Source organism: Amycolatopsis sp. WAC 04169, assembly GCF_003947535.1.
GTDB lineage: Bacteria > Actinomycetota > Actinomycetes > Mycobacteriales > Pseudonocardiaceae > Amycolatopsis > Amycolatopsis keratiniphila.
This window is the reverse complement of record NZ_QHJI01000014.1, coordinates 74,929-98,324: the sequence shown is the minus strand read 5'-3', so window position 1 is coordinate 98,324 and position 23,396 is coordinate 74,929. Positions and strand designations below refer to the sequence as shown.

Here is a 23,396-nt window from a genome sequence, read left to right as displayed (position 1 = left end):
CGGTGGAGACCTGGCGTGTGATCGCGACCGTCCTGCTCGCCGCCGCCGGGCTGCCGCTGGTGCTGGTCCTGATGGCGAAGGCACGGGACCGCACGGACAGCTCGGCGACGGTCGCGGTCACCGGCGCGGTGGCCTTCGTCGCCCTCCTGCTGCTCGGTGTGGTGATGCTCACGGTGCTGCCCGGCGTCCTGACCTGGTGCGTCGCAGGACTGGTCGTGGCCGCGCTCGGCGTCATGATGCTGGCGGGCTGATCGCTCAATTAGGGTGGGACCGGTGAGCACACCCCTTGCCGGCTGGACCGACGAACTCGCGAGAGCCAGGCTGCATTTCGTCACCGGTAAGGGCGGGACGGGCAAGACCACGCTCGCCGCCTCGCTGGGCCTCGCGCTCGCCAAGGGCGGGCGCCGAGTGCTGCTGATCGAGGTCGAAGGCCGCCAGGGCATCGCCCAGCTCTTCGACACCGAGCCTCTCCCGTACGCGGAGCAGCGCATCGCGGCCGTCCCCGGCGGCGGCGAACTGCGCGCCCTGCACATCGACGTCGAGGCCGCGCTGCTCGAATACTTCGAGATGTTCTACAACCTCGGCTTCGCGGGGCGGACGCTGCGGCGGATGGGCGCGATCGAGTTCGCGACCACGCTCGCGCCGGGCCTTCGCGACGTCCTGCTCACCGGGAAGATCAAGGAATGCGTCGGCCGCACCGAATCGGACGGCCGCCACACCTACGACGCCGTCGTCGTCGACTCGCCGCCCACCGGCCGGGTCGTGAAGTTCCTCGACGTCACCAAGGCGCTGACCGATCTCGCCAAGACCGGCCCGATCCGCGGCCAGGCCGACGGCGTCGTGCGGCTGCTGCACTCCGGTGAGACCGCGGTCCACCTGGTGACGCTGCTGGAAGAGATGCCGGTGCGGGAGACCGTCGAGGCGGTCGCCGAACTCGACGGCGCCGACCTGCGCCCCGGCGCCGTGCTGGTGAACCGGGTCCGCCCGCCCCGGCTGCCCGCCCGCTCGGTGACCGCCGCCGCGGACGGCCGTGTCGACGCCTCGCGCGTCCGCGCCGGGCTCGCGTCGGCCGGTCTCGACCTGCCCGAAAGCACTCTCGACGCGCTCGTCGAGGAGACCGTCGAGCACGCCGTGCGGGTCGCGGCCGAGCAGCGCGCCCGCGAGCAACTATCCGAAGCGGACCTGCCGGGCCTCGAACTGCCGGATCTGACTGACGGCGTCGACGTCGCGGCGCTCTACGACCTCGCCGAAGCGCTGACCGAGCAGGGGGTGCGCTGATGTCGGACGTCCTGGAGGTCGACAAGCTGATCGACGATCCGGAGAGCCGGGTCATCGTGTGCTGCGGTTCCGGCGGGGTCGGCAAGACGACCACCGCGGCGGCGCTCGCGTTGCGCGCGGCCGAACGCGGGCGGCAGACGGTGGTGCTCACCATCGACCCGGCGCGGCGGCTGGCGCAGGCGCTCGGCCTGCGCGAACTGGGCAATCACCCGAAGCAGGTGCAGGTCGAAGGCTTCGAGCCCAAGGGCGAGCTGTGGGCGATGATGCTCGACATGCGCCGCACCTTCGACGACATGGTGCGCGTGCACGCCGGCCCGGAACGCGCCGAGCAGCTGCTGCAGAACCCGTTCTACCAGACCATTTCCACGTCGTTCTCCGGCACGCAGGAGTACATGGCGATGGAGAAGCTGGGGCAGCTCGCGGCCACCGACGAGTGGGATCTGATCATCGTCGACACACCGCCGAGCCGGTCCGCGCTGGACTTCCTCGACGCGCCGACGCGGCTCTCGACCGCGCTCGACGGCCGGATGATCCGGCTGCTCACCGGCCCCGCCAAGGCGGGCGGCTGGGGCTTGCGCAAGGTGGTCAACGCCGGGTTCTCGATGTTCGCGAAGGCCGTCTCGACGATCATCGGCGGCCAGCTGCTGACGGACGCTTCGGCGTTCATGCAGGCCTTCGACAGCATGTTCGGCGGTTTCCGCGAACGCGCGCGCAAGACCTCCGAACTGCTGCGGTCCGGCGGGACGTCGTTCCTCGTGGTGGCCGCGCCGGAGCCGGACGCGCTGCGCGAGGCGTCCTATTTCGTGGAGCGGCTTTCGGAAGAGAGCATGCCGCTGGCGGGGCTGGTCGCGAACCGGACACATCCGGTGCTCGCCCCGCTGTCGAGCGCCGAAGCCATCGCGGCCGCCGAGCAGCTCGCGAAGGGCGAGACCAGCGCTCCGCTGGCCGAAGCCGTCCTTCGCCTGCACGCGGACCGGGTCGCGCTGGCCGATCGAGAGACGCGGCTGCTCGCCAGGTTCACGCGGGCGCATCCCGAGGTCCCGCTGGTGCGGGTGCCCGCGCTCCCCAGTGACGTGCACGATCTCGAAGGCCTGCGCGACATCGGAACCAGGCTCGCCACCCAGTCCTGAGTCTCCGTGAAGGACCCCTTCCCTACCTTGGACTCAGGGAAGGGGTCACTCACGGAACCTTGATCACGAGACTCGGACGCGCACGTCTTCCTCTTCGTCGATCCCGGTGAAACTGCGCTTCGCCGCTTCAAGCAGGTCCGCCCAGCTGGAAACGTCCGGCCGCCGCCGCAGCAGCGCCCGCCGTTCCCGTTCGGTCATACCTCCCCAGATGCCGAAGTTGATCCGGCCATCGAGCGCTTCGGCGAGGCATTCCGTCCTGACCGGGCAACCGAGGCAGACCGCCTTGGCCCGGTTCTGTTCCGCCCCCCGGACGAACAAGCCGTCCGGATCGGTGTCGCGGCACGACGCATTGACTCGCCAGCTCGACTGGTTGGTTTCCATACCCCCAGCTCCCTACCCTGGTGTTCGACACACCACGGGGGGACGAAAAGCCTGCGCTCCTGCCCCCATGAGCGTGTCTCCCTGTGTGCTCACGTCGGTTGAGCCGACACCTCCCCGGTGCCGGTGCCTCCGTTCGGCCGAATGCGACTGCCGCTCGCACTCACCCGTCTGTCGGCTTTTTCATACGTGAGACGTTGACGGACTGTAAGGGCCCTCGGTTCCCTCCGCCAAGCCCTAGAATGCCTCCGACTACCAGCCGTCACCTCATGGGGTCGCTTTCGTGACCGAATCCGCACTTACAGCGAGGTGACGTCACGGTGGGCTAACGGGATCCGCGTACCCTGGTCCGCGTGCGCAAAACGGACGGTCTGCTGAAGCTCATTGGCCTTTGTGTGCTCGCGGGGGTGCTGGTCGCGGGGATGTTGTTCCCGGTGGCGGGTGCCGCGGGGGTGCTGTCGAACCAGGCGAGCGAGACCGTCGACAAGACATCTTCGGACCTAGCGGACATCCCGCCGCCCTTGGTGACGACGATCACGGACAACACCGGCAAGCAGATCGCGACGCTGTACAAGCAGTACCGCATCCCGACCACCGAGACCCAGATAAACGACGCCATGAAGTGGGCGCTGATCTCGGTCGAGGACAAGCGCTTCTACGAGCACAACGGGGTGGACTGGAAGGGCACGCTGCGCGCGGCGGTCAGCAACAGCACCGGCGGGGACACGCAGGGCGCGTCGACGCTGACCCAGCAGTACGTCAAGAACTACCTGATCAACGTCGTCTACCGGGACGACAAGCCGGGCCAGAAGCGCGCACAGGAACAGTCGGTCGCCCGGAAGCTGAAGGAAGCCCGGATCGCGATCCAGCTGGAAACCAAGCTGAACAAGATGCAGATCTTGACCGGCTACCTGAACGTCGTCGAGTTCTCGCGTGAGATCTACGGGGTCGGCGCGGCCGCGAACGCGTACTTCAACACGCCCGTCGAGAAGCTCACGGTGCCGCAGGCGGCGTTGCTGGCCGGCCTGGTGAACAACCCGATCGTCAACGACCCATGGAAGAGCCCCGCGAAGGCGACCGAGCGGCGCAACCTGGTGCTGGACCGCATGGTCGACAACCAGAAGCTCGCGAAGGTGGACGCCGAACGCTTCAAGGCCGAGCCGCTCGGCGTAGTCGAAGGCGGCCCGCAGAAGCCCGCGTCGAACTGCACCGGCGCCGGCACGGAGAACGGTTTCTTCTGCCAGTACGTCGAGGACTATCTCCTCAAGTCCGGGATGACGAAGGACGATCTCTACACCGGCGGCTACCAGATCAAGACCACTTTGGACGAACGGGCGAACCACGAGGCCAAGATGTCGGCCGAAGCCCAGGTCAAGAAGACGCAGGACAACGTCGCGAACACGCTTTCCCTGGTGAAGCCGGGCAAACAGCGGCATGAGGTCGTCGCGCTGGCGGCGAACCGCGACTACGGGCTGCACGAAGACCAGGGACAGACGACGTTCGCGTTGCCTTCCGGCGTCTACAACACCGGCGGTGCGGGCTCGGCGTACAAGGTCTTCACCGCCGCGGCGGCACTGGAAGCAGGCGTGGCCGGGATCAACTCTCCCTTGCCGGTGCCCGACTTCTACACCTCGCACATCTTCGCCGGTGGTGGCCCCAAGTGCGCGCCGACCGGGCCGCCGTTGCGCTCCCGTTGGTACTGCCTGGGCAACGCGGGTGACTACAACCCGGCGGGCGGCAGCATGTCGATGCAGCAGGCGCTGGCGACCTCGCCGAACACCGCGTTCGTGGCCCTCGAAGAGAAGATCGGGAGCACGGGGCCGATCGTGGAGATGGCCCGCAAACTCGGCATGCGCGACACCATGGCCAGCAACCTCGGCGGTGGCGCGGTGGATCCGAAGTCCGACAATCCCGGTGCCAACACCAGCCAGCTGCAAGCCTTCGGCCCGCGGCCCGGTTGGGCCGGGAACGCGTCGTTCACCCTCGGCCCGGCTCCGCTGAGCGGCCTGGAGCTGGCGAACGTCGGCGCCACGATCATGAGCGGCGGCGTCTGGTGCCCGCCGACCCCGCTGGCCGGCGTGACCGACCGGGACGGAAAGCCGGTGCCCGTCAAGGAAGCCGCTTGCGAGCAGGTGGTGCCCGAAGGTCTCGCCAACACCCTCGCGGTCGGGATGAGCAGGGACAGCCAGCCCGGCGGGACCTCGTTCGGCGCCGCGAACGGCGCCCGGTGGAACCGTCCGGTTATTGGCAAGACCGGGACGACGCAGAGCAACGGCTCGGGGACCTACCTCGGCGCCACCCCGCAGCTCGCGGGCGCGGCGATGGTGTTCCGTCCGAAGGGTGGAAACGGCGGCCTGTGCTACCTCGGCCCGGGTAACGTGACCACTCGCGGTTGCGAAAACATGTTCGGCGGGAAGACGCCGGCGCAGACCTGGTTCGGGGCGATGTCGAAGATCCTCGAAGGCCAGGAACCGCTGCCGTTGCCGGCTCCGGACCCGAAGTACATGGGCGGCGGACGCTGACTCCCGACTGACATGCCGAGGCCTGCTCCGGTCGCCCCCTCGCCGACAGCCGAAGCGAAGGGGTTGATGTGACCGGAGTATTCCTCGTCTACATTCCCGCGTTCGTCGTGTCCATCTACCTCGCCAGCCGGCCATACCCGGCATCGTCGGACTGTGGTCAGCGATCCTCGGCCCCGGCGCGGTCATCGCCCTGTGCCGCCTCGTTGTCGTACTGTGGCAACGGCCGGCCGGAATCACTGGCGAGCAGACGGGTACCCCACCGAAATACGATCGGCAGCGCTGAAGCCGTATTCACCAGCGCAAATCACGATGTGTCACGTCACTCTAACTTTGAGTGACTGCGCGGCGGCCTAACGGGGAACAGCGGTCGACGAGACCATGTCGGTCGATCGCGACACTCCGCGCCGACCACGGAAGGTGAAGAAAAGAGGCCATTCCAGCGATTTGCCGAGATCGCCGGAATGGGGGCGGACGATCACCACCGGAGAGCACGTAAACTGGACATTGTGAGCACGCTCAGTAACGAAAGCACTTCGGGGGCGACGGTACGGCGCTTGGCCGTGGGAACCGTCGCCCTGGGAGCCGCGACCCTCGGTTACGCGGTCGGTATCGAAAGGCGCCGGTGGACGCTTCGCACCGCGGAGCTCCCGGTCCTCGCGGCAGGGGCGAAGCCCTTCACGATCCTCCACATTTCGGACCTGCACATGCTGCCCGGGCACGTGAGCAAACAACGCTGGGTAGCGGCGCTCGACGAACTCGAACCGGACCTCGTCGTCAACACCGGTGACAACCTGTCACATCACCAGGCCGTCCCGTCCGTGCTGCGCGCGCTCGGCCCCTTGCTGGACCGGCCCGGCGTGTTCATCTTCGGCAGCAACGACTACTACGCGCCGAAGCCGAAGAACCCCGCGCGCTATCTCATGCCGAAGGGCAAGAAGAAGCGCATCCACGGCGAGCACCTGCCGTGGCGCGACCTCCGCGCGGCCTTCGTCGAACACGGGTGGAACGACCTCACCCACGTCCGGCGCACCATCGAGGTCGCCGACCAGTACGTGTTCACCGCCGGCGTCGACGACGCGCACCTCCACCGCGACCGCTACGCCGACATCGCGGGCCCCGTGGACACCGCGGCCGCCGTCCGCATCGGCGTCACGCACTCGCCGGAGCCCCGCGTGCTCGACGAGTTCGCCGGCGACGGCTACGACCTCGTCCTCGCGGGCCACACGCACGGCGGGCAGCTCCGGGTCCCCGGCTACGGCGCGCTCGTCACCAACTGCGAACTGGACCGCACCCGCGCCCGCGGCGCCTCCCGCTGGGGCGCCCAGATGTGGCTGCACGTCTCCGCGGGACTGGGCACCTCGCCGTACGCCCCGGTCCGCTTCGCGTGCCCGCCCGAGGCGAGCCTGCTGACCCTCGTCCCACGGGGTACGACCAGCGAGAACCACCGGAAAGCAGCCCCCCGCAAAGCCCGAAACACCGTCCGCTAAACTTCTCCTCGACCCGCTAAGAAGTATCCGGGGTGTGGCGCAGCTTGGTAGCGTGCCTCGTTCGGGTCGAGGAGGTCGTGGGTTCGAATCCCGCCACCCCGACGCAAGATCGAAAGAGCCTTGCTCGCTTTTGCGAGCAAGGCTCTTTCGCGTTGCGGGCTTCCGCGCGACTGGAGCCAGATGTCCCGCGCAGCCCCCGCCACTCCCAGGGGGGGGCGACCCCGGGTCCAGCGTATCGCCGAGGGGCGTCGGGACTGGGCGAAAGAGGGGCAGGCGAGGTCAGTAGTCCACAACGGCGAGCGGCTGTGGACAACCGAGGGGGCAGAAGGCCGAGGGGTTCCCAATGGCTCATTTGAGACGCTGAGGGTCTCAAATGAGCCATTGGGAACCCCGCAAGGAGCGCTCAGCGGGTGGCGAGCAACTCGGTCCAGCACTGCGCGAAATCCCCATCCCCCGAGCGCGCCCACGACCACGCCGACCGGGCGGCCGAGGCGAGCTGGTCGCGGTCCGGGGTCGTCGCGGTTTCCAGCGCCGTCACCAGCCCCGCCTCCACGGACGTCGCCAGCCCACGGTACGTCGTGTCCGTGCGGTAGCGGATTTTCGTTCGTACGTCGGTGAAACCGGCGGCCGCGACCGCGGCGGGCAGCGAGCGCCCGGCGAACGGATCACCGCCGGCGCGGCGCCACAGCAGATAGTGGCCGCGGAGGGCGGCGTCGACGTTCGCCGTCTTCGGCCGCAGCCGCGCCCGGCTCCAGTCCGATGTGGACAGTGCGAGGGTGCCGCCCGTCCTGAGGACGCGCCGGAACTCCGCCAGCGCGGCACCCGGCTCCTTCAGATACTCGAAAACGGCGTGCGCGAAGACCACGTCCACGGAATCGTCGGCGAACGGCAGCGCGCACGCCTCGGCCACCAGGAAGTCCACTGTGGACTTTCTGTGCCCGTCGCCGATACCGAGGGTGATCGAACCCGGCCCGCAGCCGACGTCGACGCACCCCATCCCCGGCCCGAACAGCGGTTGCGCGAACACGGCCCGTTCGACCGCCTGACGCGCGGACCGCGCGCGTGGCGCGTTTCCCTCCAGCACCCCGCACACAGTACGGCTCCCGAGTGGCAGGATCGAGGGGTGAGCACGCAGTCAGGCACTGAATATCCGTCCGCGGCGGTCCCGGACCGCCTGTTCGACGACGCCGAAGCCGAGAGCAGGTGGCGGGCCCGCTTCCACGCGCCGCGCATCTCGGTCCCCGAGTGGGCCATCGACGCCCCCGACGCGAACGTCTACGTCTCCAACGCCAGCGGCGTCTGGGAGGTCTACTCCTGGGACCGGTCGACCGGCGAGCACCGCCGCGTCACCGATCGGCCCAACGGCACGATGCACGCCACCCCGTCCCCCGACGGCCGCTGGATCTGGTGGTTCAACGACACCGACGGCGACGAATTCGGCTCCTGGGTCCGCGAACCGTTCGCGCCGGGCGCCGCCGCCGAGCGCGCGGTGCCCGACGTCCACGACGGCTACCCCGCCGGGCTCGAGATCGGCACCCGGGTGGTCGCGGTCGGCGTCTCGACCGACGACGGCAGCGAGCTCTTCGCCCACATCGACGGCGAGACCACCTCCTTCTACCGCCACGAAGACGACGCCGGGATCGCCTCGCTGTCCCGCGACGAGTCGCTGCTCGCGATCTCCCACTCCGAGCACGGTGATTCGCGCCACCCCGCCCTGCGTGTCCTGTCCACCGACGGATTCACGACGATCGCCGACAAATGGGACGGCGAGGGCAAAGGCCTCGGCGCGCTCGAGTACTCGCCGGTCGCCGGCGATCAGCGGTTGCTCGTGCTGCACGAGCGGCGCGGCCGCGAAGAGCTCCTGATCTGGGACACCGCCGCGGACACCGAGCAGGAGATCGAGCTGGATCTGCCCGGCGAGGTGGTTGCGGGCTGGTATCCCGACGCGACGGCATTGCTGGTCGTGCACTTCCACCAAGGCCGCAGTTCCCTGCACCGGTACGACCTCTCGTCCGGCGAGTTGTCCTCTTTGGACACTCCGCCCGGCCGGATCGGCGGCGCGGGCGTGCGGCCCGACGGCACGGTCGAGTACTCGTGGTCCAGTGCCGCGCAGCCGACGGCGGTGCGCGCGCGGACAGCGAGTGGCGAGGACTCCGTGCTCCTCGAACCGCCGGGCGAGCGTGCCCCGGAGTCCGCCCCGGTCACGGACGCGTTCGTCGACGGCATCGGCGGGCAGATCCACGCGCTGGTCTCGCGTCCGGCCGACGCGCCCGAAGGTCCGCTTCCGACGGTCTTCTCCTTGCACGGCGGGCCGCATTCGGCCGACGAGGACCGCTTCTCCGCGTATCGCGCCGTCTGGCTCGACGCCGGATTCGCCGTCGTCGAGGTCAACTACCGCGGTTCGACCGGGTACGGCTCGGCCTGGCGTGACGCCATCGAAGGCCGCCCCGGGCTGACCGAGCTCGAAGACGTCGCCGCCGTGCACGACTGGGCCGTCCAAAGTGGACTGGCGGATCCGGAGAAGTGCGTGGTGAACGGCGCTTCGTGGGGTGGGTACCTGAGCCTGCTGGCGCTGGGCACCCAGCCCGCGCGCTGGGCGGCTGGGATCGCCGGGGTGCCGGTGGCGGATTACGTCGCCGCGTACGAGGACGAGATGGAACAGCTCCGGTCGTTCGACAGGGCGCTGTTCGGCGGTTCGCCGGAGACGGTGCCGGCGGTGTACCGGGAATGCTCGCCGATCACCTATGTCGAGGCCGTAACGGCGCCGGTGCTGGTGCTCGCCGGGGACAACGACCCGCGCTGCCCGATCCGGCAGGTCGAGAACTACCTCGACAGGCTCGCGAAGCGGGAGATCCCGTTCGAGTTCTACCGGTTCGACGCGGGCCACGGGTCGCTGGTGATCGCCGAGACGATCAAGCAGACCGCGATCGAGGTGTTCTTCGCGCTGCGGGCCGTCGGGCTTCGCTGACCCCGGCGAACGGGGTCAGCGTTCGGAGAAGAGAGTCCCGCCGGACGCCCAGTGTTCGGCGGGAATCTCGTTGATGGTCACCCAGACGCCTTCGGGGTTGCCGCCGCAGGTGCGGACGAAGGCGTCGGTCACCTCGCGCACGAGGGCCTGCTTCTGCTCGGCCGTGCGGCCGGGGAACATCGAAACACTGATCATCGGCATGGGCGGAACTCTAAAGCCCGCGGTCGTGCTTCCGCAGACGGTCGACGGCGTAGGCGTCACCTTCGAAGGTGATCCTGGCGGCGTCACGGCCGAAGACGAACAGCAGCAGCTCGATCGGCGCGCCGATCACCGTCACCGTGTCCGGGCCTTCCTTCACCCGCGCTTCGCGGCCTTCGGGGGTCTTAAGGATCACGCCGACCGGTGATTTCCGCAGGTTCAGCTTCGAGGCCTGCTTCGCCGACTTCCACGCCGCCGCGTCCCGCGCGGAGTCCGCCGGACGCGGCTCCCAGCCGGGCTGTCCCCGGCGGACGTCCTCGTGGTGGATCAGGAACTCGGCGCTGTTCGCCAGCTCGTCGACCGCGCCGATCGACGTCGGCCAGTACCAGGCGGGGCCGGACCGGACCTTGCCGACGACCTCGGACCACGGCCGTGCGGCGTAGGAGTCCTGCACCCGCTGCGTGTACGAAGCGAGCGCGGGCACCAGGATGCCGGGCGCCGCGTCGGGCCGACGCTCGCGGACCAGCAGATGCGCCGCGAGATCCCGCGTCTTCCAGCCCGCGCACAGGGTCGGCGCGTCCGGGCCGACCTCTTCGAAAAGCTCGCTCAACGCACGACGTTCGTCTCCGGCGACTCCCATACCCCCCGACGTTACGCGCCGGTAGGGCCCGGGGAAATCCGGCGTGACGCAGGGCACCCGGCTCAGTGATGGAACGCGGTCCGTGGTCGCGGGCCGTGATCGAGCTCGGGCAGCAGGCGGCGGAGATCGGCGAGCAGCAGATCGGCGAGGTCGTGGGTGAAACCGTTACGCACCACGATCCTCAGCACCGCGAGATCGGTCCGGTTCTCCGGGAACGTGTACGCCGGGACGAGCCAGCCACGCTCGCGAAGCCGTCGTGACACGTCGAAGACGTCGAAGCCCTCGACGTCCGGCTTCGTCGTGAAGGCGAACACGGGCAGCTGATCGCCGCGTGTCAGCAGCCGGAACGGGCCCAGCTCGGCGATCCCGTCCGCCAGCTGGGTCGCGACGTCACGCGAAGCCTGTTGCACGGCACGGAAACCTTCGCGGCCGAGCCGGACGAACGTGTAGTACTGCGCGGCCACCTCGGCGCCGGGGCGGGAGAAGTTCAACGCGAAAGTCGGCATGTCGCCACCGAGGTAGTTGACGTTGAAGACGAGCTCCTCCGGCAGCGCCTCCTTGTCGCGCCACAGCACCCAGCCGACGCCGGGGTAGACGAGCCCGTACTTGTGCCCGGAGGTGTTGATCGACGCCACCCTCGGCAGGCGGAAGTCCCAGCTCAGCTCCGGATCGAGGAAGGGCGCGATCATCGCGCCCGAAGCGCCGTCGACGTGCACCGGGATGTCCCAGCCGGAGCGTTCCGCCAGGCCGTCGAGCGCGGCGGCGATCTCGGCGACCGGCTCGTAGCTGCCGTCGAAAGTGGACCCGAGGATCGCGACGACGCCGATCGTGTTCTCGTCGCAGCGGGCGATCGCCTCGTCGGCGGTGAGATGGAACCGGTCGCCGTCCATCGGCACCAGCCGCGGCTCGACCTCCCAGTACTCGCAGAACTTCTCCCAGCAGACCTGGACGTTCGCGCCCATCACCAGATTCGGCTTGCCGGTGCGGCCCAGCTTCGACCAGCGGCGCTTCAACGCCATGCCGGCGAGCATGCAGGCTTCCGACGAACCGGTGGTGGAGCAGCCCATGATCGCGGTGGGATCGGGCGCGTGCCACAGATCGGCGAGGATGTTCACGCAGCGCCGCTCGAGTTCCGCGGTCTGCGGGTACTCGTCCTTGTCGATCATGTTCTTGTCGACGCATTCGGCCATCAGCTCGCGGGCCTGCGGCTCCATCCACGTGGTGACGAACGTGGCGAGATTGAGCCGGGCGTTCCCGTCGAGCATCAGCTCGTCGCGCACCAATTGGAGCGCGGTGTCGGGCGGGAGCGGGTCTTCGGCGAGGCTGTCGTGCGGGAGGCGGATGTTCGCGGCGAGCGCGGGATACGCGCCGGCGTACAGCGGGTTGGCCCCGGTCTTGCGGTCCGGATCGGAGCCGGTTCCCTTGTGCAGCACCATGGATCGAACGTAGCGGCTCGTGAGTGGTAAGGACGGTTAGAACCGTCCTTACCACTCACGAGGGGTGAGGGTCAGGCCTGCTGCGCCTGCCACATCCAGTGCGCCTTTTCGAGCTCCTGGGTGATCGCGATGAGCAGGTCCTGGGTGACCAGGTCGCTCTTGTCGGTCTCGTCGATGCGCTTGCGCAGCCGCTCGATCAGCGCCGCGAGGATGCCGACGATCGCGGCGACCGTGGACTCGACGGACTGCCAGTTGTCGGGGTAGTCCGGCAGGCCGGAGCTCTCCACGACGGCCTTCGCCTGCCCGTTCGGCGAGACACCGATGGCGTTGGCGCGCTCGGCGACCTCGTCGACGTACTGGCGCGCGGTGTCGACCAGCTCGTCGAGCTGGAGGTGCACGCTGCGGAAGTTCGCGCCGACGACGTTCCAGTGGGCCTGCTTCGCGATCAGCGACAGGTCCACCAGATCCACCAGCGTGGCCTGCAAGGCGTTACCGGTGATCTCCTTGTCGGCTTCGCTCAACGGACTCTGGATCGGAGACTTGCCCATTTTCCGGTCTTCCTTTCAGAAATCAGTCGGTTCGGGATGGACCTGCCGCGGCCGGGATCAGACCGTCGCGGACAGGGCGACCTCGATGTTGCCGCGGGTCGCGTTCGAGTAGGGGCACACCTGGTGCGCCTGCTCGACGAGCTGATCGGCCTGCGCCTGCTCCAGGCCGGGCAGCGAAACCTTGAGTGCCACGCCGAGCCCGAAGCCCGCGCCCTGCTTGAGCACGCTGACCTCGGCGGTCACGGTGGAGCCGTCCAGCGTCACCTTCGCCTGGCGCGCGACGAGCTGCAGCGCGGAGTGGAAACAGGCGGAGTAGCCGGCGGCGAAGAGCTGCTCGGGGTTCGTCTTGTCCCCGCCGGGGCCGCCCATCTCCTTCGGGATCGCCAGCGATTCGTCGATGACGCCGTCGGAAGACGTGACCTCACCGTTGCGGCCGTCGCCGCGAGCAGTGGCCACAGCGGTGTACAGAGCCTCAGCCATTCTTCGCCTACCTCCTGGTCTCAAGACACGCCCCGTTGAGCGTCTCTTCGGTGTCAACGTCCCGCAACCGCGAAACCTTGCCACCCCATGGCAGGCATCACGTCCGGGAATTACCCGGACGATGACCGGAACAAACGGCTTAGTGACCGGCGCGACTCAGCGCGAACTCGGCGACCTGGCTTCCGATCAGGCGGAGGGTGCGGACGCTCTTCTCGTCCGAGGCGCCGCCCGCTTCGTCGAACTTGGTCTCCGCGGTGTTGATCGAACCACCCAAAGGGGTGGCCCAGCCGCGCAGCGCGTGCGTGATCGTGCGGAGCTGTTCCAGTGTGGTGACCGCGGCCTGCCAGCCGTAGGCGACGGCGGCGAGGCCGACCGCGCGGCCGTCGAGATACGGACGGGCGTCGTCGCGCAGGTCTTCGACGTAGTCCAGGGCGTTCTTGACCAGGCCGGACAGCGCCCCGTGGTAGCCGGGCGAGACGACGACGATCCCGTCGGCGCGGCGGATCGCTTCGACCAGCCGCGTGGCGCGCTCGTGCCGCTCGTCCAAAGCCGTGTCATAGAACGGCAAAACCAGTTCGGGTCCGGCGATCAGCTCGGTGGTGACTCCCGCTTCGGCCGCCCCGCCGAGCGCGATCCGCAGCGCGCGCTCGGATTGCGAGCCCTCCCGCAGAGAGCCGCCGATACCGAGGACATGCACCGAGTTCGTCGAAGTCACGCTTTCGAGGCTAACCCCTCTACTTAAGTGGAGGACCAGGATCTGGAACGGAGGTCTGCGTCACACCCGTTCGCCCCAACAGCCCGTTCCCGCTGGACGGCATACCTACTCGAAAGTAACCTGTCGGGAAGCCCCCAGGAGGAAGCATGGCGATACCGCTCCAGATCCGTGCCGAGGCCGCGTTTTCGCAGCTGGCGTTCTGGCTCCCGAGGCCGGTCAGACGGGCCATCGCCGGGCCGCCGCTACGCCTGGACGGACAGGAACTGGCGTTGGACGCCCAGCTCCTGCTTCGCCTGCAGAAGCTGGCGAAGGCATCGCTGGTGCGGGGAAGCGTCGAAGAATCGCGAAGCATGCTTTTGGCCAGCAGGCATCTGGTGAGCGGACCGACGATCGAGCCGGTCGCCACCAGGGAACTACTCATCCCGACGGGTGACGGCGACCTGCCGGCCACGCTCTACACCCCGGCCGGGCTGCCGGACCCGTCCGGGCTGCTCGTGTTCTTCCACGGCGGGGGCTGGGTGGTCGGCAGCCGCGCCTCCCACGACAACAGCGTCCGCTACCTGGCGAAACAGGCGGGTGTGCGGGTTCTTTCGGTGGAATACCGGCTCGCGCCGGAGACACGGTTCCCCGGCGCCACCGAAGACGCGATCGCGGCGTTCGAGTACGCCTTCGCGAAGGCGAGGGATCTGGGCGCCGATCCGGCGCGCATCGCCGTCGGCGGCGACAGCGCGGGCGGGAACCTCGCGGCGGTGACGGCGCAACAGGCGGTGAAACGCGGCGGCGGCGTCCCGGCGTTCCAGCTGCTGTTCTACCCGGCGACCGATTTCACCGTGCGCCGCCGCTCCCGGGAATTGTTCGCGGAGGACCTGTTCCTCACCGATTCGGATATGACCTGGTTCGAGGGACATTACGTGCCGAAGGGCACCGATCTGTACAACCCGAAACTGTCACCGTTGCACGGCGACGTTTCCGGATTGCCGCCCGCGTATATCGCGACGGCCGGTTTCGATCCGCTGCGCGACGAGGGCGAGGCTTACGCGGAGAAATTGCGGAAAGCGGGGGTCCCGGTGGCGCTCAGCCGCCAGCCGGACCTGATCCACGGGTACCTCAACTTCCTCGGCGTCGGGCGGCGGTTCCGTGAAGCGACGGCCGAGGCGGCGGGCGCCCTGCGAGTGGGCCTAGCGCCCCGGTGACGGCCAGAGCCCGGGTGGGGAGAAATGTCCCCACCCGGGCCCCGGCCCCCATTTCGTGGCCCGCCGCCCTGCACGGCGGAACCTGACGACTCCCTCGGTCTCCTAAGGCGTGGGAAGCGGTACGGGCGGTACCGGAAGCGGCGGGACGGGAAGTCCGCCGAGCAGGCCCGCGAGAATGCCGGTCACGGCCGTGAGCAGGGCTTTCACCAGGTCGCTGACGATCTTCAGCGGTCCGGGAAGGTCCGGGAGCGACGGGATCGGCACCGGCAGCGGCGGCAGCTGACGCGCCTTCGCGGTCGGGTCGGCCAGCAGCCTGCTGGACTCGACGGAGCGACCCTGGGCCAGGTCGCCGAGCTTCTGCGTTTCGGTCTGGATCTGGTAGCGCTTGCCCGCGGCGATGTCACCGAGGACGGGGCTCAGCTTGTCCAAGTCGGCCCGCGTCTTGGCGACGTCACCGGCGTAGGCCACCTTGGTGAGGCCGTCCCGCATCTGCAGCACCTGCGCGGCGAGCGCCTGCGTGTTCGACGAACCCTTTCCACCATCGGTACCAGCCGTCGCGGCGCCGGCCGAGGCCACCGCCAACAGACTGCCGGTGGCGACCACGGCAATCATCCGGGCAATGTTGCCTTTCATTCCTTACCTCCTGGCCTCTGGGACCTGACGAGGTAAATCGATACCCGCCGTATCGGCCGAACACCACCCGATCACCGGTTGGAACCGATTTCTAACCCTTACGTGCCGGATTCATTCCCGGGGAAGACCCCCGCAATTGATTAACGTCGAAATCTTGTGCTTCCCCCTGAAGATCATCCTTTTCCCGCCGATTTATGACCATCCGTGACCGACCTCCACCGTGGAGCCGCTCGTTCACCCACACCGGCGTAAACGGTGATCGTTTGGCTTCATCACTCCGTCGGACAGGCGTGTCGCACTGCTCCACTCGGGGTGTCCCCCACGCACGCCACGCCCACTTCTGGTTTCACATGCGAGTGGGGACATGGGAACGCCCCCGGTGCGCGCACCGGGGGCGTTCCGTGGTGGGAGCGGCCTCTCGAAGAGAGGTCCTTTACTTGCGGAAGGCGTCCGCGACCTTGTCGCCGAGGTCCTTGTCGACGTTCCGCCAGTACTCGAAGACGCGCTCCAGCACGGGCTGCGAGACGTCGTTCGAAGCGTGGCCGATGATGTTGCTCGCGAGCCGCTCGCGCTGCGCGTCGTCCATCACCTCGCGGACGAGCGTGCCCGGCTGGCCGAAGTCGTCGTCCTCGGCGTGGAGCTTGTACGCCGACCGGATGACCTCGTCCTCGACGCCGTAGCCCGAAGCGGTCTCGGAGGCGATCTCCGCGCTCGCGTGCGGGCCGCCGTAGGAGTTCGGCGCGTACACCGGGTCGCCCGGGTTGTTGTAGCGCATCGCGCCGTCACGCGAGTAGCTGTTCACCGGGGACTTCGGCGCGTTGACCGGCAGCTGCGTGTAGTTCGCGCCGATCCGGTAGCGGTGCGCGTCCGGGTACGCGAACAGACGGCCCTGCAGCATCTTGTCCGGCGACGGGCCGATGCCCGGCACGAGATTGGACGGCTCGAACGCGGCCTGCTCGATCTCCGCGAAGTAGTTCGCCGGATTGCGGTCGAGCACCCAGCGGCCGACCTTGATCAGCGGGTAGTCGCCCTTCGGCCACACCTTGGTCAGGTCGAACGGGTTGAAGCGGTAGTCCGCGGCCTCGGCGTACGGCATCACCTGGACGTACAGCGTCCAGCTCGGGTGGTTGCCCTGCTTGATGTTCTTGAACAGGTCGCGGATGTAGTAGTCGGAGTCCTCGCCCGCGATGCGGTCCGCGTCGGCCTGCGACAGGTAGCCGATGCCCTGGTCGGTCTTGAAGTGGTACTTGACCCAGAACTTCTCGCCGCCGGCGTTCTCCCACAGGTAGGTGTGCGAGCCGAAGCCGTCCATCTCCCGCCAGTTCGACGGGATGCCGCGGTCGCCCATCAGCCAGGTGACCTGGTGGGCGGACTCGGGCCGCAGCGTCCAGAAGTCCCACTGGATGTCGTGGTCGCGCAGGTGGTTGTCGGCGCGGCGCTTCTGCGAGTGGATGAAGTCGGGGAACTTGATCGGGTCGCGGATGAAGAACACCGGGGTGTTGTTGCCGACGAGGTCGTAGTTGCCCTCGGAGGTGTAGAACTTCACCGCGAAGCCGCGCGGGTCGCGCCACGTGTCGGGAGAGCCGTTCTCGCCGGCGACCGACGAGAAGCGGGCCAGGCTCTCGGTGCGCACGCCGGGCTGGAACAGCGCGGCCTTCGTGAACTGACTGACGTCCTCGGTGACCTCGAGGAAGCCGTGCGCACCGCCGCCCTTGGCGTGGACGACGCGCTCCGGCACCCGTTCGCGGTTGAACTGGGCGTTCTTCTCGATCAGGTAGTGGTCCTGGAGCAGGATCGGGCCGTTGGCGCCTACCGTCAGGGAGTCGTTGTCGCTCGCGACGGGGATGCCCACGTTGTTCGTGGTCGGCAGGGTCACGCCGGTGCCTCCTGGTTCGTGGTGGTGAGCGGTCAGTCCCCACCACCCTCTCGCTTAATCTGGAATCAGTCAAGAAAACCCCCCGGACCGGGTGACCCGTACCTCGCGAAAAAAACTTGCACGCGCGTACCAAGTTACGTTCTCATCGGACGTATGGCCCTCGCTCCGTATCGTCGCGTGTTAGCCGTGCCCGGAGTTCCCAGCTCGATGCTGCTGATGTTCCTGGCCCGGCTCCCGATGACGGCCATGGGCGTGACGATGACGCTGTACGTGGTCAACGACCTCGGCCGCGGCTACGGCGCGGCCGGGCTGATCGGCGCCGCCACCACGCTCGGCAGCGCGATCGGGGCGCCGCTCGTCGGCCGGTACGTCGACCGCTACGGGCTGCGGCCGGTGGTCGCGATCTGCGGGGTGGCCTCGTCGACGTTCTGGATCAGCGCGCCGCATCTGCCGTATCAGGTGCTGCTCGCGGTCGCGCTCCCCGCGGGTGTGCTGTCGGTGCCCGCCGGGACGCTCGCGCGGCTGGTGCTCACCGCGCTCGTGCCGCTGGAGCAGCGGCGAGCGGCCTACTCGCTGGACACGATCCTGGTGGAGGCGTCGTTCATGATCGGGCCGTCGGCCGGGATCATGGCGATCACGCAGCTGCCCGCGGTCTACGCGCTCACCGGTATCGGGGTCTGCTTCGCGCTTTCGGCGACGCTGATCTACCGGCAGAACCCGCCGATCCGCGCCGAAGCCGACGCCGAGGTGTTCACCGGGGAGCGGCCGCGCGTGCGGAGCTGGCTCACCGGACGGCTCGTGATGGCGATGTTCATCGCCGCGGGCGCGCTGTTCTGCCTGGTCGGAATGGAGCTCGCGGCGCTGGCGACACTGCGCGCGAGCGGGGACATCGCCTGGTCGGGCCTGCTGATCACGTTCATGTGCGTCGCGTCCGTGCTCGGCGGGGCGATCCACGGCGCGGTCCGGCGGTCGCTTTCGCAGGGCACGCTGATGGTGCTGCTAGCGGTGCTGACGCTGCCGGTCGGGCTGATCGACCACCCGTGGTGGCTGTTGGCGATCGTGCTCTTCCCGAGCAACGTGCTGTGCGCGCCGACGCTCGCCGCGAGCACGGAGACGGTCAGCGCGGCGGCGCCGCCGCGGGTGCGCGGCGAGGCGATGGGCCTGTTGGACGCGGCCAGCCGGATCGGGCTGGCGATCGGAAGCCCGATCATCGGGTTCGTGATCGACCATTCGAGCCCCGGCTGGGGGTTCGCGGCCTCGGCGCTGGGCGCGCTGGCGATCGCTTCGGCCGGCCTGTTCTGGCGCCGGTCCCGTACGCCCGCCCAGGTGCCCGCGCTCACCTCCTCCTGATGCGTTTCGTCCTCTGAACGCGGTCGTTGGCGATACCAACTACCGCATTCAGAGGACGAAATGCGAAAGGGGGCTAGGCGCAGACCTTGCGGAGGGCCTCGACCTGGTCGAGGTTGCGCTTGGTCCAGTCCGCGATCTTGCCCGCGTCCTGGATGTTCTCCTTCTGCACCTGCAGATACGAATCGGCCATGCCGGTGAGCGCGCTCGCGACGTTCTGCTCGCCGACGCTGTTCGCCAGCTCACGCAGGCGCTTCTCCTTGTCCGCGGCGCGTTCCTTGATCGTCGCCGGGTCCGGATTGAGGTCGGTGAGGCTGAGCGCCTCGGCACAGGCGCCGACCTTCGTCGCGGCCTTGTTCGTCTGATCGACGGCGTTCGTGACCTCGCTGCAGCCCGCCAGCGCGAGCCCGGCGGCCGCCAGGAGCGCCGCGATTCCCAACCTCTTCATGAAGACCACAGTAGCGAGAAACGTGGGTGGTATGTCGGGTTCCCCGGCACACCACCCACGTTTCAGCCCTTCACGCAGACGACCTGCTTGAGGTGCGCGACCACCTCGACGAGGTCCGTCTGCGCCTTGATCACCGTTTCGATGTCCTTGTACGCGGCCGGGATCTCGTCCACCACGCCGGAGTCCTTGCGGCATTCCACGCCGGCGGTCTGCGCGGCGAGGTCTTCGGCGGTGTACAGCTTCTTGGCCTTGTTCCGCGACATCCGGCGGCCCGCCCCGTGCGACGCGGACTGGAAGGACGACGCGTTCCCGAGGCCGCGCACGATGTACGAACCGGTACCCATGCTGCCCGGGATGATCCCGAGGTCACCCGAACCCGCGCGGATCGCGCCCTTGCGGGTCACCAGGAGGTCGACGCCGTCGTAGGTCTCCTCGGCGACGTAGTTGTGGTGACAGCTGATCGCGTCGTCGAACGTCGTCTGCGGGACGACGTCCTTCAGCGCCTGCTTCACGAGCGCGACCATGGTGGCGCGGTTGCGCGCCGCGTAGTCCTGCGCCCAGAACAGGTCGCGCCGGTACGCCTGCATCTCCGGCGTGCCCGCGACGAAGACCGCGAGGTCCGGATCCGGCAGATCCGCGTTGTGCGGCAGCTTCCGCGCGACGGCCATGTGCCGTTCCGCGAGTTCCTTGCCGATGTTGCGCGAACCGGAGTGCAGCATCAGCCACACGCGGCCTTCGTCCTCGCCGCCCTGTTCGAGGCAGACCTCGATGAAGTGGTTGCCGCCGCCGAGGCTCCCGATCTGGCGCGACGCGCGGTCGTGCAGTTCCTGGACGCCGGGATGCAGGTCTCCGAAGGACTTCCAGAAGGCGTCCCAGCCACCGACACCGTGCACCTTGGCCGGGTTCACCGGGGTCTTGTGCAGGCCGAACCCGACCGGGACGGCCGATTCGATCCGGCGGCGGAGCTTCAGCAGGTCGTCGGGCAGGTCGGCGGCGGTGAGCGAGGTCCGCACCGCGCTCATCCCGCAGCCGATGTCCACGCCGACGGCGGCCGGGGACACCGCGTCGCGCATCGCGATCACGCTGCCGACGGTCGCGCCCTTGCCGTAGTGGACGTCGGGCATGACCGCGACGCCGTGCACCCACGGCAGGTTGGCGACGTTGTGCAGCTGCCGCATGGCCTGGTCCTCGACCGATGCGGGGTCCGCCCACATCCGGATCGGAACCCGCGAGCCTTCGACCGCCGTGTACATGACTTTCCCTTCGTGGAAAACGTTTTGTCGCCGTTGAGAATGCACCGCTGGGGCGAACCGGACAAGGCAATTAACCGGCTCCACAATGGACAGTCCACATGCGACAGCGGAGGCCCGGGGTGATGTTCATCCCGAAGTCTTCGATCGTACTCGAAAAGTGATCGGCCATGAGAGGCGCTTCGGGCACAATGAGCGCTCGGTGTCGGGGGTACACCAACTCTGGGGAAGGTCCGTTTCACAGTGAAGTCTTTTCGTGGGCTGCTCGCTGCCGTCCTGCTGGCGGGGTTCCCGCTGCTCGTGCTCGCGTTCGTGGGCGGGATCGTGACACTCGAAGTACTGGCTTTGCAGCACAACGTCATCGCGGCGGTGAAGCTCGGCATCATCACCGTTCCGGTCGGCTGGATCCTGCTCAAGACCCTGCTCACGGTCGAGCGGGTGACCGACGACGACGTACCCGGCGTCCAGGTGACGCCGGAGTCCCAGCCCGCGCTCTGGGCGCTGGTCCGGGAGCTGGCGGCCGAGGCGGGCACCCGCCCACCGGACGAGATCTACCTCGATCCGGACGTCAACGCCGCGGTCACCGAGCGCACCTCGTGGCTCGGGCTGCGGGTGCTGCGCCGCCGCATGATCATCGGTGTCCCGCTGATCATGGGCCTGCGCCAGGACCAGTTCCGCGCCGTGCTCGCGCACGAACTGGGGCACTACAGCAACAAGGACACCCGCTTCGCCGCGGTGACCTATCGCGGGCGCAAGTCGATCGCGCGGGTGGTCGGCGGCCTCGACCGCGACGGCTATTTCGAGCGCTTCGTCGGCTGGCTCTTCAAGCAGTACGCGAAGCTGTACTTCGCCGTCTCGATGAGCGTCTGCCGGGCTCAGGAGCTCGCGGCCGACGCCGTCTCGGCACGGCTCGCGGGCACCGACGCGGCGACGTCGGCCCTGCGCGAGATCGAAGCGCTGGCCGTCACCTGGCGGTTCTTCATGAACAACTACGCCTCGATCGGCTGGGACGCGGGCTACCTCCCGGACCGGTTCGGCGAGGGCTACCGCGCGCTGCTCACCGACCCGACCAGGGCGGAGCAGATGGAGGAGATCCGCCGGAACCCGTCGGAGGACGAGACGTCGCGCTGGGACACGCATCCGGCCACCCGGGACCGGGTCGCGACGCTCGAAGCGGGCGCCCGGATCCCGGTCCGTCCCGGCGGCGAACGTCCGGCGACCGAACTGCTGACCGGCGCCGAGAAGATGCTCGACGAGGCGCTGTTCACCGTCTTCTCCGACGAGGCGCACACCAAGCGGCGGACGGACTGGCAGTCGCTGGTCGCCATCGGCCGCCGTCACGCCGCCGCCGAAGCGGCCGCCGAGGTCCTGGGCGAACGCACCCTCGACATGGCGTTGGACCTGCTCGACGCGGGCAGGCACGAGGAACTGGCCGATCCCGATCCGGAGCCACCCGCCGGCGCCGGTCCGCGCGCCCGCCGGGAGTTCGCCGTCGTCTCGGTCCGCCGGCGGCTGACGGTGGTCGTCCACGCGGCGCTCACCGACGTCGGCGCGGGACGATGGTCGCTTTCGTGGTCCGGGCCGGCTCCGTTCGCCGTCGACGAGCCGCTGGAAGACCGGCTGGAACCCGCGCTCGACCAGGCCACCGCGGCCGAATCCGACACCGCGCCGCTGCGCGCGCTGCTGACAGCCGCCGGAGTGCCCGCCGGCTATCGGCCGGCCCTCACTCTCGTTCGCTCTTAAGGAGTTTCCATGCTTTGGCTGCTCAAATCCCGTCAACGCAAGGCTGTCTTCGCCGTGATGAAGGAAGCGAAGCGGCGCGGCGTCAGCATCGACGAACTCAACAATGTGCTGACGCCGGAGGAGTTCGCCGCGCTGCTGCCGCCGGAGAAGCCCAAGTTCAAGGGCAGGATCCCGGACGTCACGCGCTGGGGTCTCCTGGCCGACAGCGAGGTGTCGGCCAAGGAGTACTGGACCGACACGGAGATCCTCGCCGTGCAGGAGTCGACCGCCCGCGGCGAATGGGAAGGCGCCGCCGCGCTGCTGGCGTCGACCCGGGGGAACTGGGCTCGCCGCGATCAGGTGACCGGCGCGCTCGGCGAGGCCGCCGCGAAGGACGACGAGTGGCTGCGCGCGTGGCGGAAGGCCCGCCCCGGCGACCCCGGCGCCGTGCTCGTCAACGCGGCGTCACTGGTGGACGTGGCTTGGGAGGTGCGCAGTTCACTGCAGGCGAAGCACGTCACGCAGGAGCAGTTCGCCGCGTTCTTCCGGGTGCTGGAGCAGGCCGAGGAGGCCGTGCACGAGGCGGCCGGGCTCGCTCCCGAAGACCCGACGCCCTGGGTGACCGCGCTCACGATCGCGATGGGGCGGCAGTACGAAAACGACCAGTACCGGAAGGTCTGGGCGGAACTCGTCGCCCGCGACCCGCGGCACCGCGGCGCGCACTCGCGGGCGTTGCAGTACTGGTGCGCGAAGTGGTTCGGCTCGAACGAGCTGATGTGGGAGTTCGCCGGGACCGCGGCCGCGGAGTCGCCGAACCTGGCCCCGCTGCTGCTGGTCGCCGCGCACGAAGCCGAGTTCCAGGACGTTCCCGCGTGGCGGGACCCGCGGGTCTCCGGCGCGCTCGACGGGATCCTGGCGCTGCTCGAAGGCGAGGACTATCCGGAGAAGCGGGGAGACCGGGCGTACCTGGCGAAGGCGCTCGTGGAGAACGGGCGCTTCGACGAGGCCGTCGAGCAGTTCCGGCACTTGGGGACGCGGGCGGACGGCGGGGTGTGGTCCTACAGCGGGGATCCGCGGGGCGAGTTCCTGGCGACGCGGTATGCGGCCTGCGCGGGTGCCACGCGCGTTTAGTCCTCTGAATGCGTAG

At 68.8% G+C, this 23,396-nt stretch carries 22 protein-coding genes and 1 tRNA gene; 11 read left to right on the top strand and 12 right to left on the bottom strand.

The window, feature by feature from the left end:
- Positions 1–2: 2 nt before the first annotated feature.
- The 3 genes from DMC61_RS35255 to DMC61_RS35245 are packed head-to-tail and all read left to right on the top strand — an operon-like array spanning position 3 to position 2,408.
- On the top strand, positions 3–251 hold the full coding sequence (locus tag DMC61_RS35255) for a hypothetical protein (protein WP_125694845.1): 249 nt from the start codon (positions 3–5) through the stop codon (positions 249–251).
- A gap of 22 nt (positions 252–273) precedes the next feature.
- Positions 274–1,278, top strand: a complete 1,005-nt coding sequence (locus DMC61_RS35250; protein WP_016337892.1) for an ArsA-related P-loop ATPase — start codon at positions 274–276, stop codon at positions 1,276–1,278.
- On the top strand, positions 1,278–2,408 hold the full coding sequence (locus tag DMC61_RS35245; protein ID WP_125694843.1) for an ArsA family ATPase: 1,131 nt from the start codon (positions 1,278–1,280) through the stop codon (positions 2,406–2,408). The genes DMC61_RS35250 and DMC61_RS35245 overlap by 1 nt, the downstream gene beginning before the upstream one ends.
- Positions 2,409–2,471: 63 nt before the next feature.
- Here the strand turns inward: DMC61_RS35245 and DMC61_RS35240 are convergent, their stop codons facing one another.
- Positions 2,472–2,789 (bottom strand): WhiB family transcriptional regulator, encoded by a 318-nt coding sequence (locus DMC61_RS35240; protein WP_005166974.1) that lies wholly within the window; start codon positions 2,787–2,789, stop codon positions 2,472–2,474.
- Positions 2,790–3,139: 350 nt separating this feature from the next.
- On the opposite strand from DMC61_RS35240, the gene DMC61_RS35235 reads away from it, so the two are divergent.
- From DMC61_RS35235 to DMC61_RS35225, 3 genes are all read left to right on the top strand, one after another.
- The gene (locus DMC61_RS35235) at positions 3,140–5,308 is read left to right on the top strand and encodes a transglycosylase domain-containing protein (RefSeq protein WP_125694841.1); all 2,169 of its coding nucleotides are present in this window, start codon (positions 3,140–3,142) and stop codon (positions 5,306–5,308) included.
- A gap of 506 nt (positions 5,309–5,814) precedes the next feature.
- A complete protein-coding gene (locus DMC61_RS35230; protein WP_228688264.1) occupies positions 5,815–6,795 on the top strand; it encodes a metallophosphoesterase in 981 nt (326 codons plus the stop codon).
- A gap of 28 nt (positions 6,796–6,823) precedes the next feature.
- Positions 6,824–6,897, top strand: a tRNA-Pro gene (locus DMC61_RS35225).
- 301 nt (positions 6,898–7,198) lie between these two features.
- Here DMC61_RS35225 and DMC61_RS35220 read toward each other — a convergent pair.
- On the bottom strand, positions 7,199–7,879 hold the full coding sequence (locus tag DMC61_RS35220) for a methyltransferase domain-containing protein (RefSeq protein ID WP_125694839.1): 681 nt from the start codon (positions 7,877–7,879) through the stop codon (positions 7,199–7,201).
- A 39-nt stretch (positions 7,880–7,918) separates the two neighbouring features.
- Here DMC61_RS35220 and DMC61_RS35215 point away from each other — a divergent pair, with 39 nt between their 5' ends.
- Positions 7,919–9,763: a prolyl oligopeptidase family serine peptidase gene (locus tag DMC61_RS35215; protein WP_125694837.1), complete on the top strand. Its 1,845-nt coding sequence runs from the start codon at positions 7,919–7,921 to the stop codon at positions 9,761–9,763.
- A 15-nt stretch (positions 9,764–9,778) separates the two neighbouring features.
- On the opposite strand, the gene DMC61_RS35210 is transcribed toward DMC61_RS35215, so the two are convergent.
- From DMC61_RS35210 to DMC61_RS35185, 6 genes are all read right to left on the bottom strand, one after another.
- Entirely contained in the window at positions 9,779–9,964 is a 186-nt protein-coding gene (locus DMC61_RS35210) for a 2-hydroxymuconate tautomerase (protein WP_016337898.1), read from the bottom strand.
- 10 nt (positions 9,965–9,974) lie between these two features.
- Entirely contained in the window at positions 9,975–10,601 is a 627-nt protein-coding gene (locus tag DMC61_RS35205) for a TIGR03085 family metal-binding protein (RefSeq protein ID WP_016337899.1), read from the bottom strand.
- Positions 10,602–10,663: 62 nt separating this feature from the next.
- The gene (locus DMC61_RS35200) at positions 10,664–12,037 is read right to left on the bottom strand and encodes a glutamate decarboxylase (protein WP_125694835.1); all 1,374 of its coding nucleotides are present in this window, start codon (positions 12,035–12,037) and stop codon (positions 10,664–10,666) included.
- Positions 12,038–12,108: 71 nt separating this feature from the next.
- Positions 12,109–12,585, bottom strand: coding sequence for a Dps family protein (locus DMC61_RS35195; protein WP_016337901.1), 477 nt, complete (start codon positions 12,583–12,585; stop codon positions 12,109–12,111).
- A gap of 57 nt (positions 12,586–12,642) precedes the next feature.
- Positions 12,643–13,065: an organic hydroperoxide resistance protein gene (locus tag DMC61_RS35190; protein WP_016337902.1), complete on the bottom strand. Its 423-nt coding sequence runs from the start codon at positions 13,063–13,065 to the stop codon at positions 12,643–12,645.
- Between the two features lie 139 nt (positions 13,066–13,204).
- The gene (locus DMC61_RS35185; RefSeq protein WP_125694833.1) at positions 13,205–13,780 is read right to left on the bottom strand and encodes an NADPH-dependent FMN reductase; all 576 of its coding nucleotides are present in this window, start codon (positions 13,778–13,780) and stop codon (positions 13,205–13,207) included.
- Between the two features lie 146 nt (positions 13,781–13,926).
- On the opposite strand from DMC61_RS35185, the gene DMC61_RS35180 reads away from it, so the two are divergent.
- Positions 13,927–14,973, top strand: coding sequence for an alpha/beta hydrolase (locus DMC61_RS35180; RefSeq protein WP_016337904.1), 1,047 nt, complete (start codon positions 13,927–13,929; stop codon positions 14,971–14,973).
- A 102-nt stretch (positions 14,974–15,075) separates the two neighbouring features.
- Here DMC61_RS35180 and DMC61_RS35175 read toward each other — a convergent pair whose 3' ends face one another.
- Positions 15,076–15,606, bottom strand: a complete 531-nt coding sequence (locus DMC61_RS35175) for a hypothetical protein (RefSeq protein ID WP_037334998.1) — start codon at positions 15,604–15,606, stop codon at positions 15,076–15,078.
- Between the two features lie 433 nt (positions 15,607–16,039).
- Positions 16,040–17,482, bottom strand: a complete 1,443-nt coding sequence (locus tag DMC61_RS35170; protein ID WP_125694831.1) for a catalase — start codon at positions 17,480–17,482, stop codon at positions 16,040–16,042.
- Positions 17,483–17,689: 207 nt separating this feature from the next.
- Between DMC61_RS35170 and DMC61_RS35165 the strand changes: the two genes are divergently transcribed.
- A complete protein-coding gene (locus DMC61_RS35165; RefSeq protein ID WP_125695049.1) occupies positions 17,690–18,832 on the top strand; it encodes an MFS transporter in 1,143 nt (380 codons plus the stop codon).
- A 73-nt stretch (positions 18,833–18,905) separates the two neighbouring features.
- On the opposite strand, the gene DMC61_RS35160 is transcribed toward DMC61_RS35165, so the two are convergent.
- Together DMC61_RS35160 and DMC61_RS35155 are read right to left on the bottom strand one after the other, a co-directional pair.
- Positions 18,906–19,277, bottom strand: coding sequence for a hypothetical protein (locus DMC61_RS35160; protein WP_125694829.1), 372 nt, complete (start codon positions 19,275–19,277; stop codon positions 18,906–18,908).
- A 62-nt stretch (positions 19,278–19,339) separates the two neighbouring features.
- Positions 19,340–20,530, bottom strand: a complete 1,191-nt coding sequence (locus tag DMC61_RS35155) for an RtcB family protein (protein WP_038521118.1) — start codon at positions 20,528–20,530, stop codon at positions 19,340–19,342.
- 240 nt (positions 20,531–20,770) lie between these two features.
- Here DMC61_RS35155 and DMC61_RS35150 point away from each other — a divergent pair, with 240 nt between their 5' ends.
- The gene (locus DMC61_RS35150) at positions 20,771–22,270 is read left to right on the top strand and encodes a M48 family metallopeptidase (RefSeq protein WP_125694827.1); all 1,500 of its coding nucleotides are present in this window, start codon (positions 20,771–20,773) and stop codon (positions 22,268–22,270) included.
- Between the two features lie 9 nt (positions 22,271–22,279).
- Complete coding sequence (locus DMC61_RS35145; RefSeq protein ID WP_125694825.1) at positions 22,280–23,380, top strand: DUF4034 domain-containing protein; 1,101 nt, start codon at positions 22,280–22,282, stop codon at positions 23,378–23,380.
- Positions 23,381–23,396: the final 16 nt, after the last annotated feature.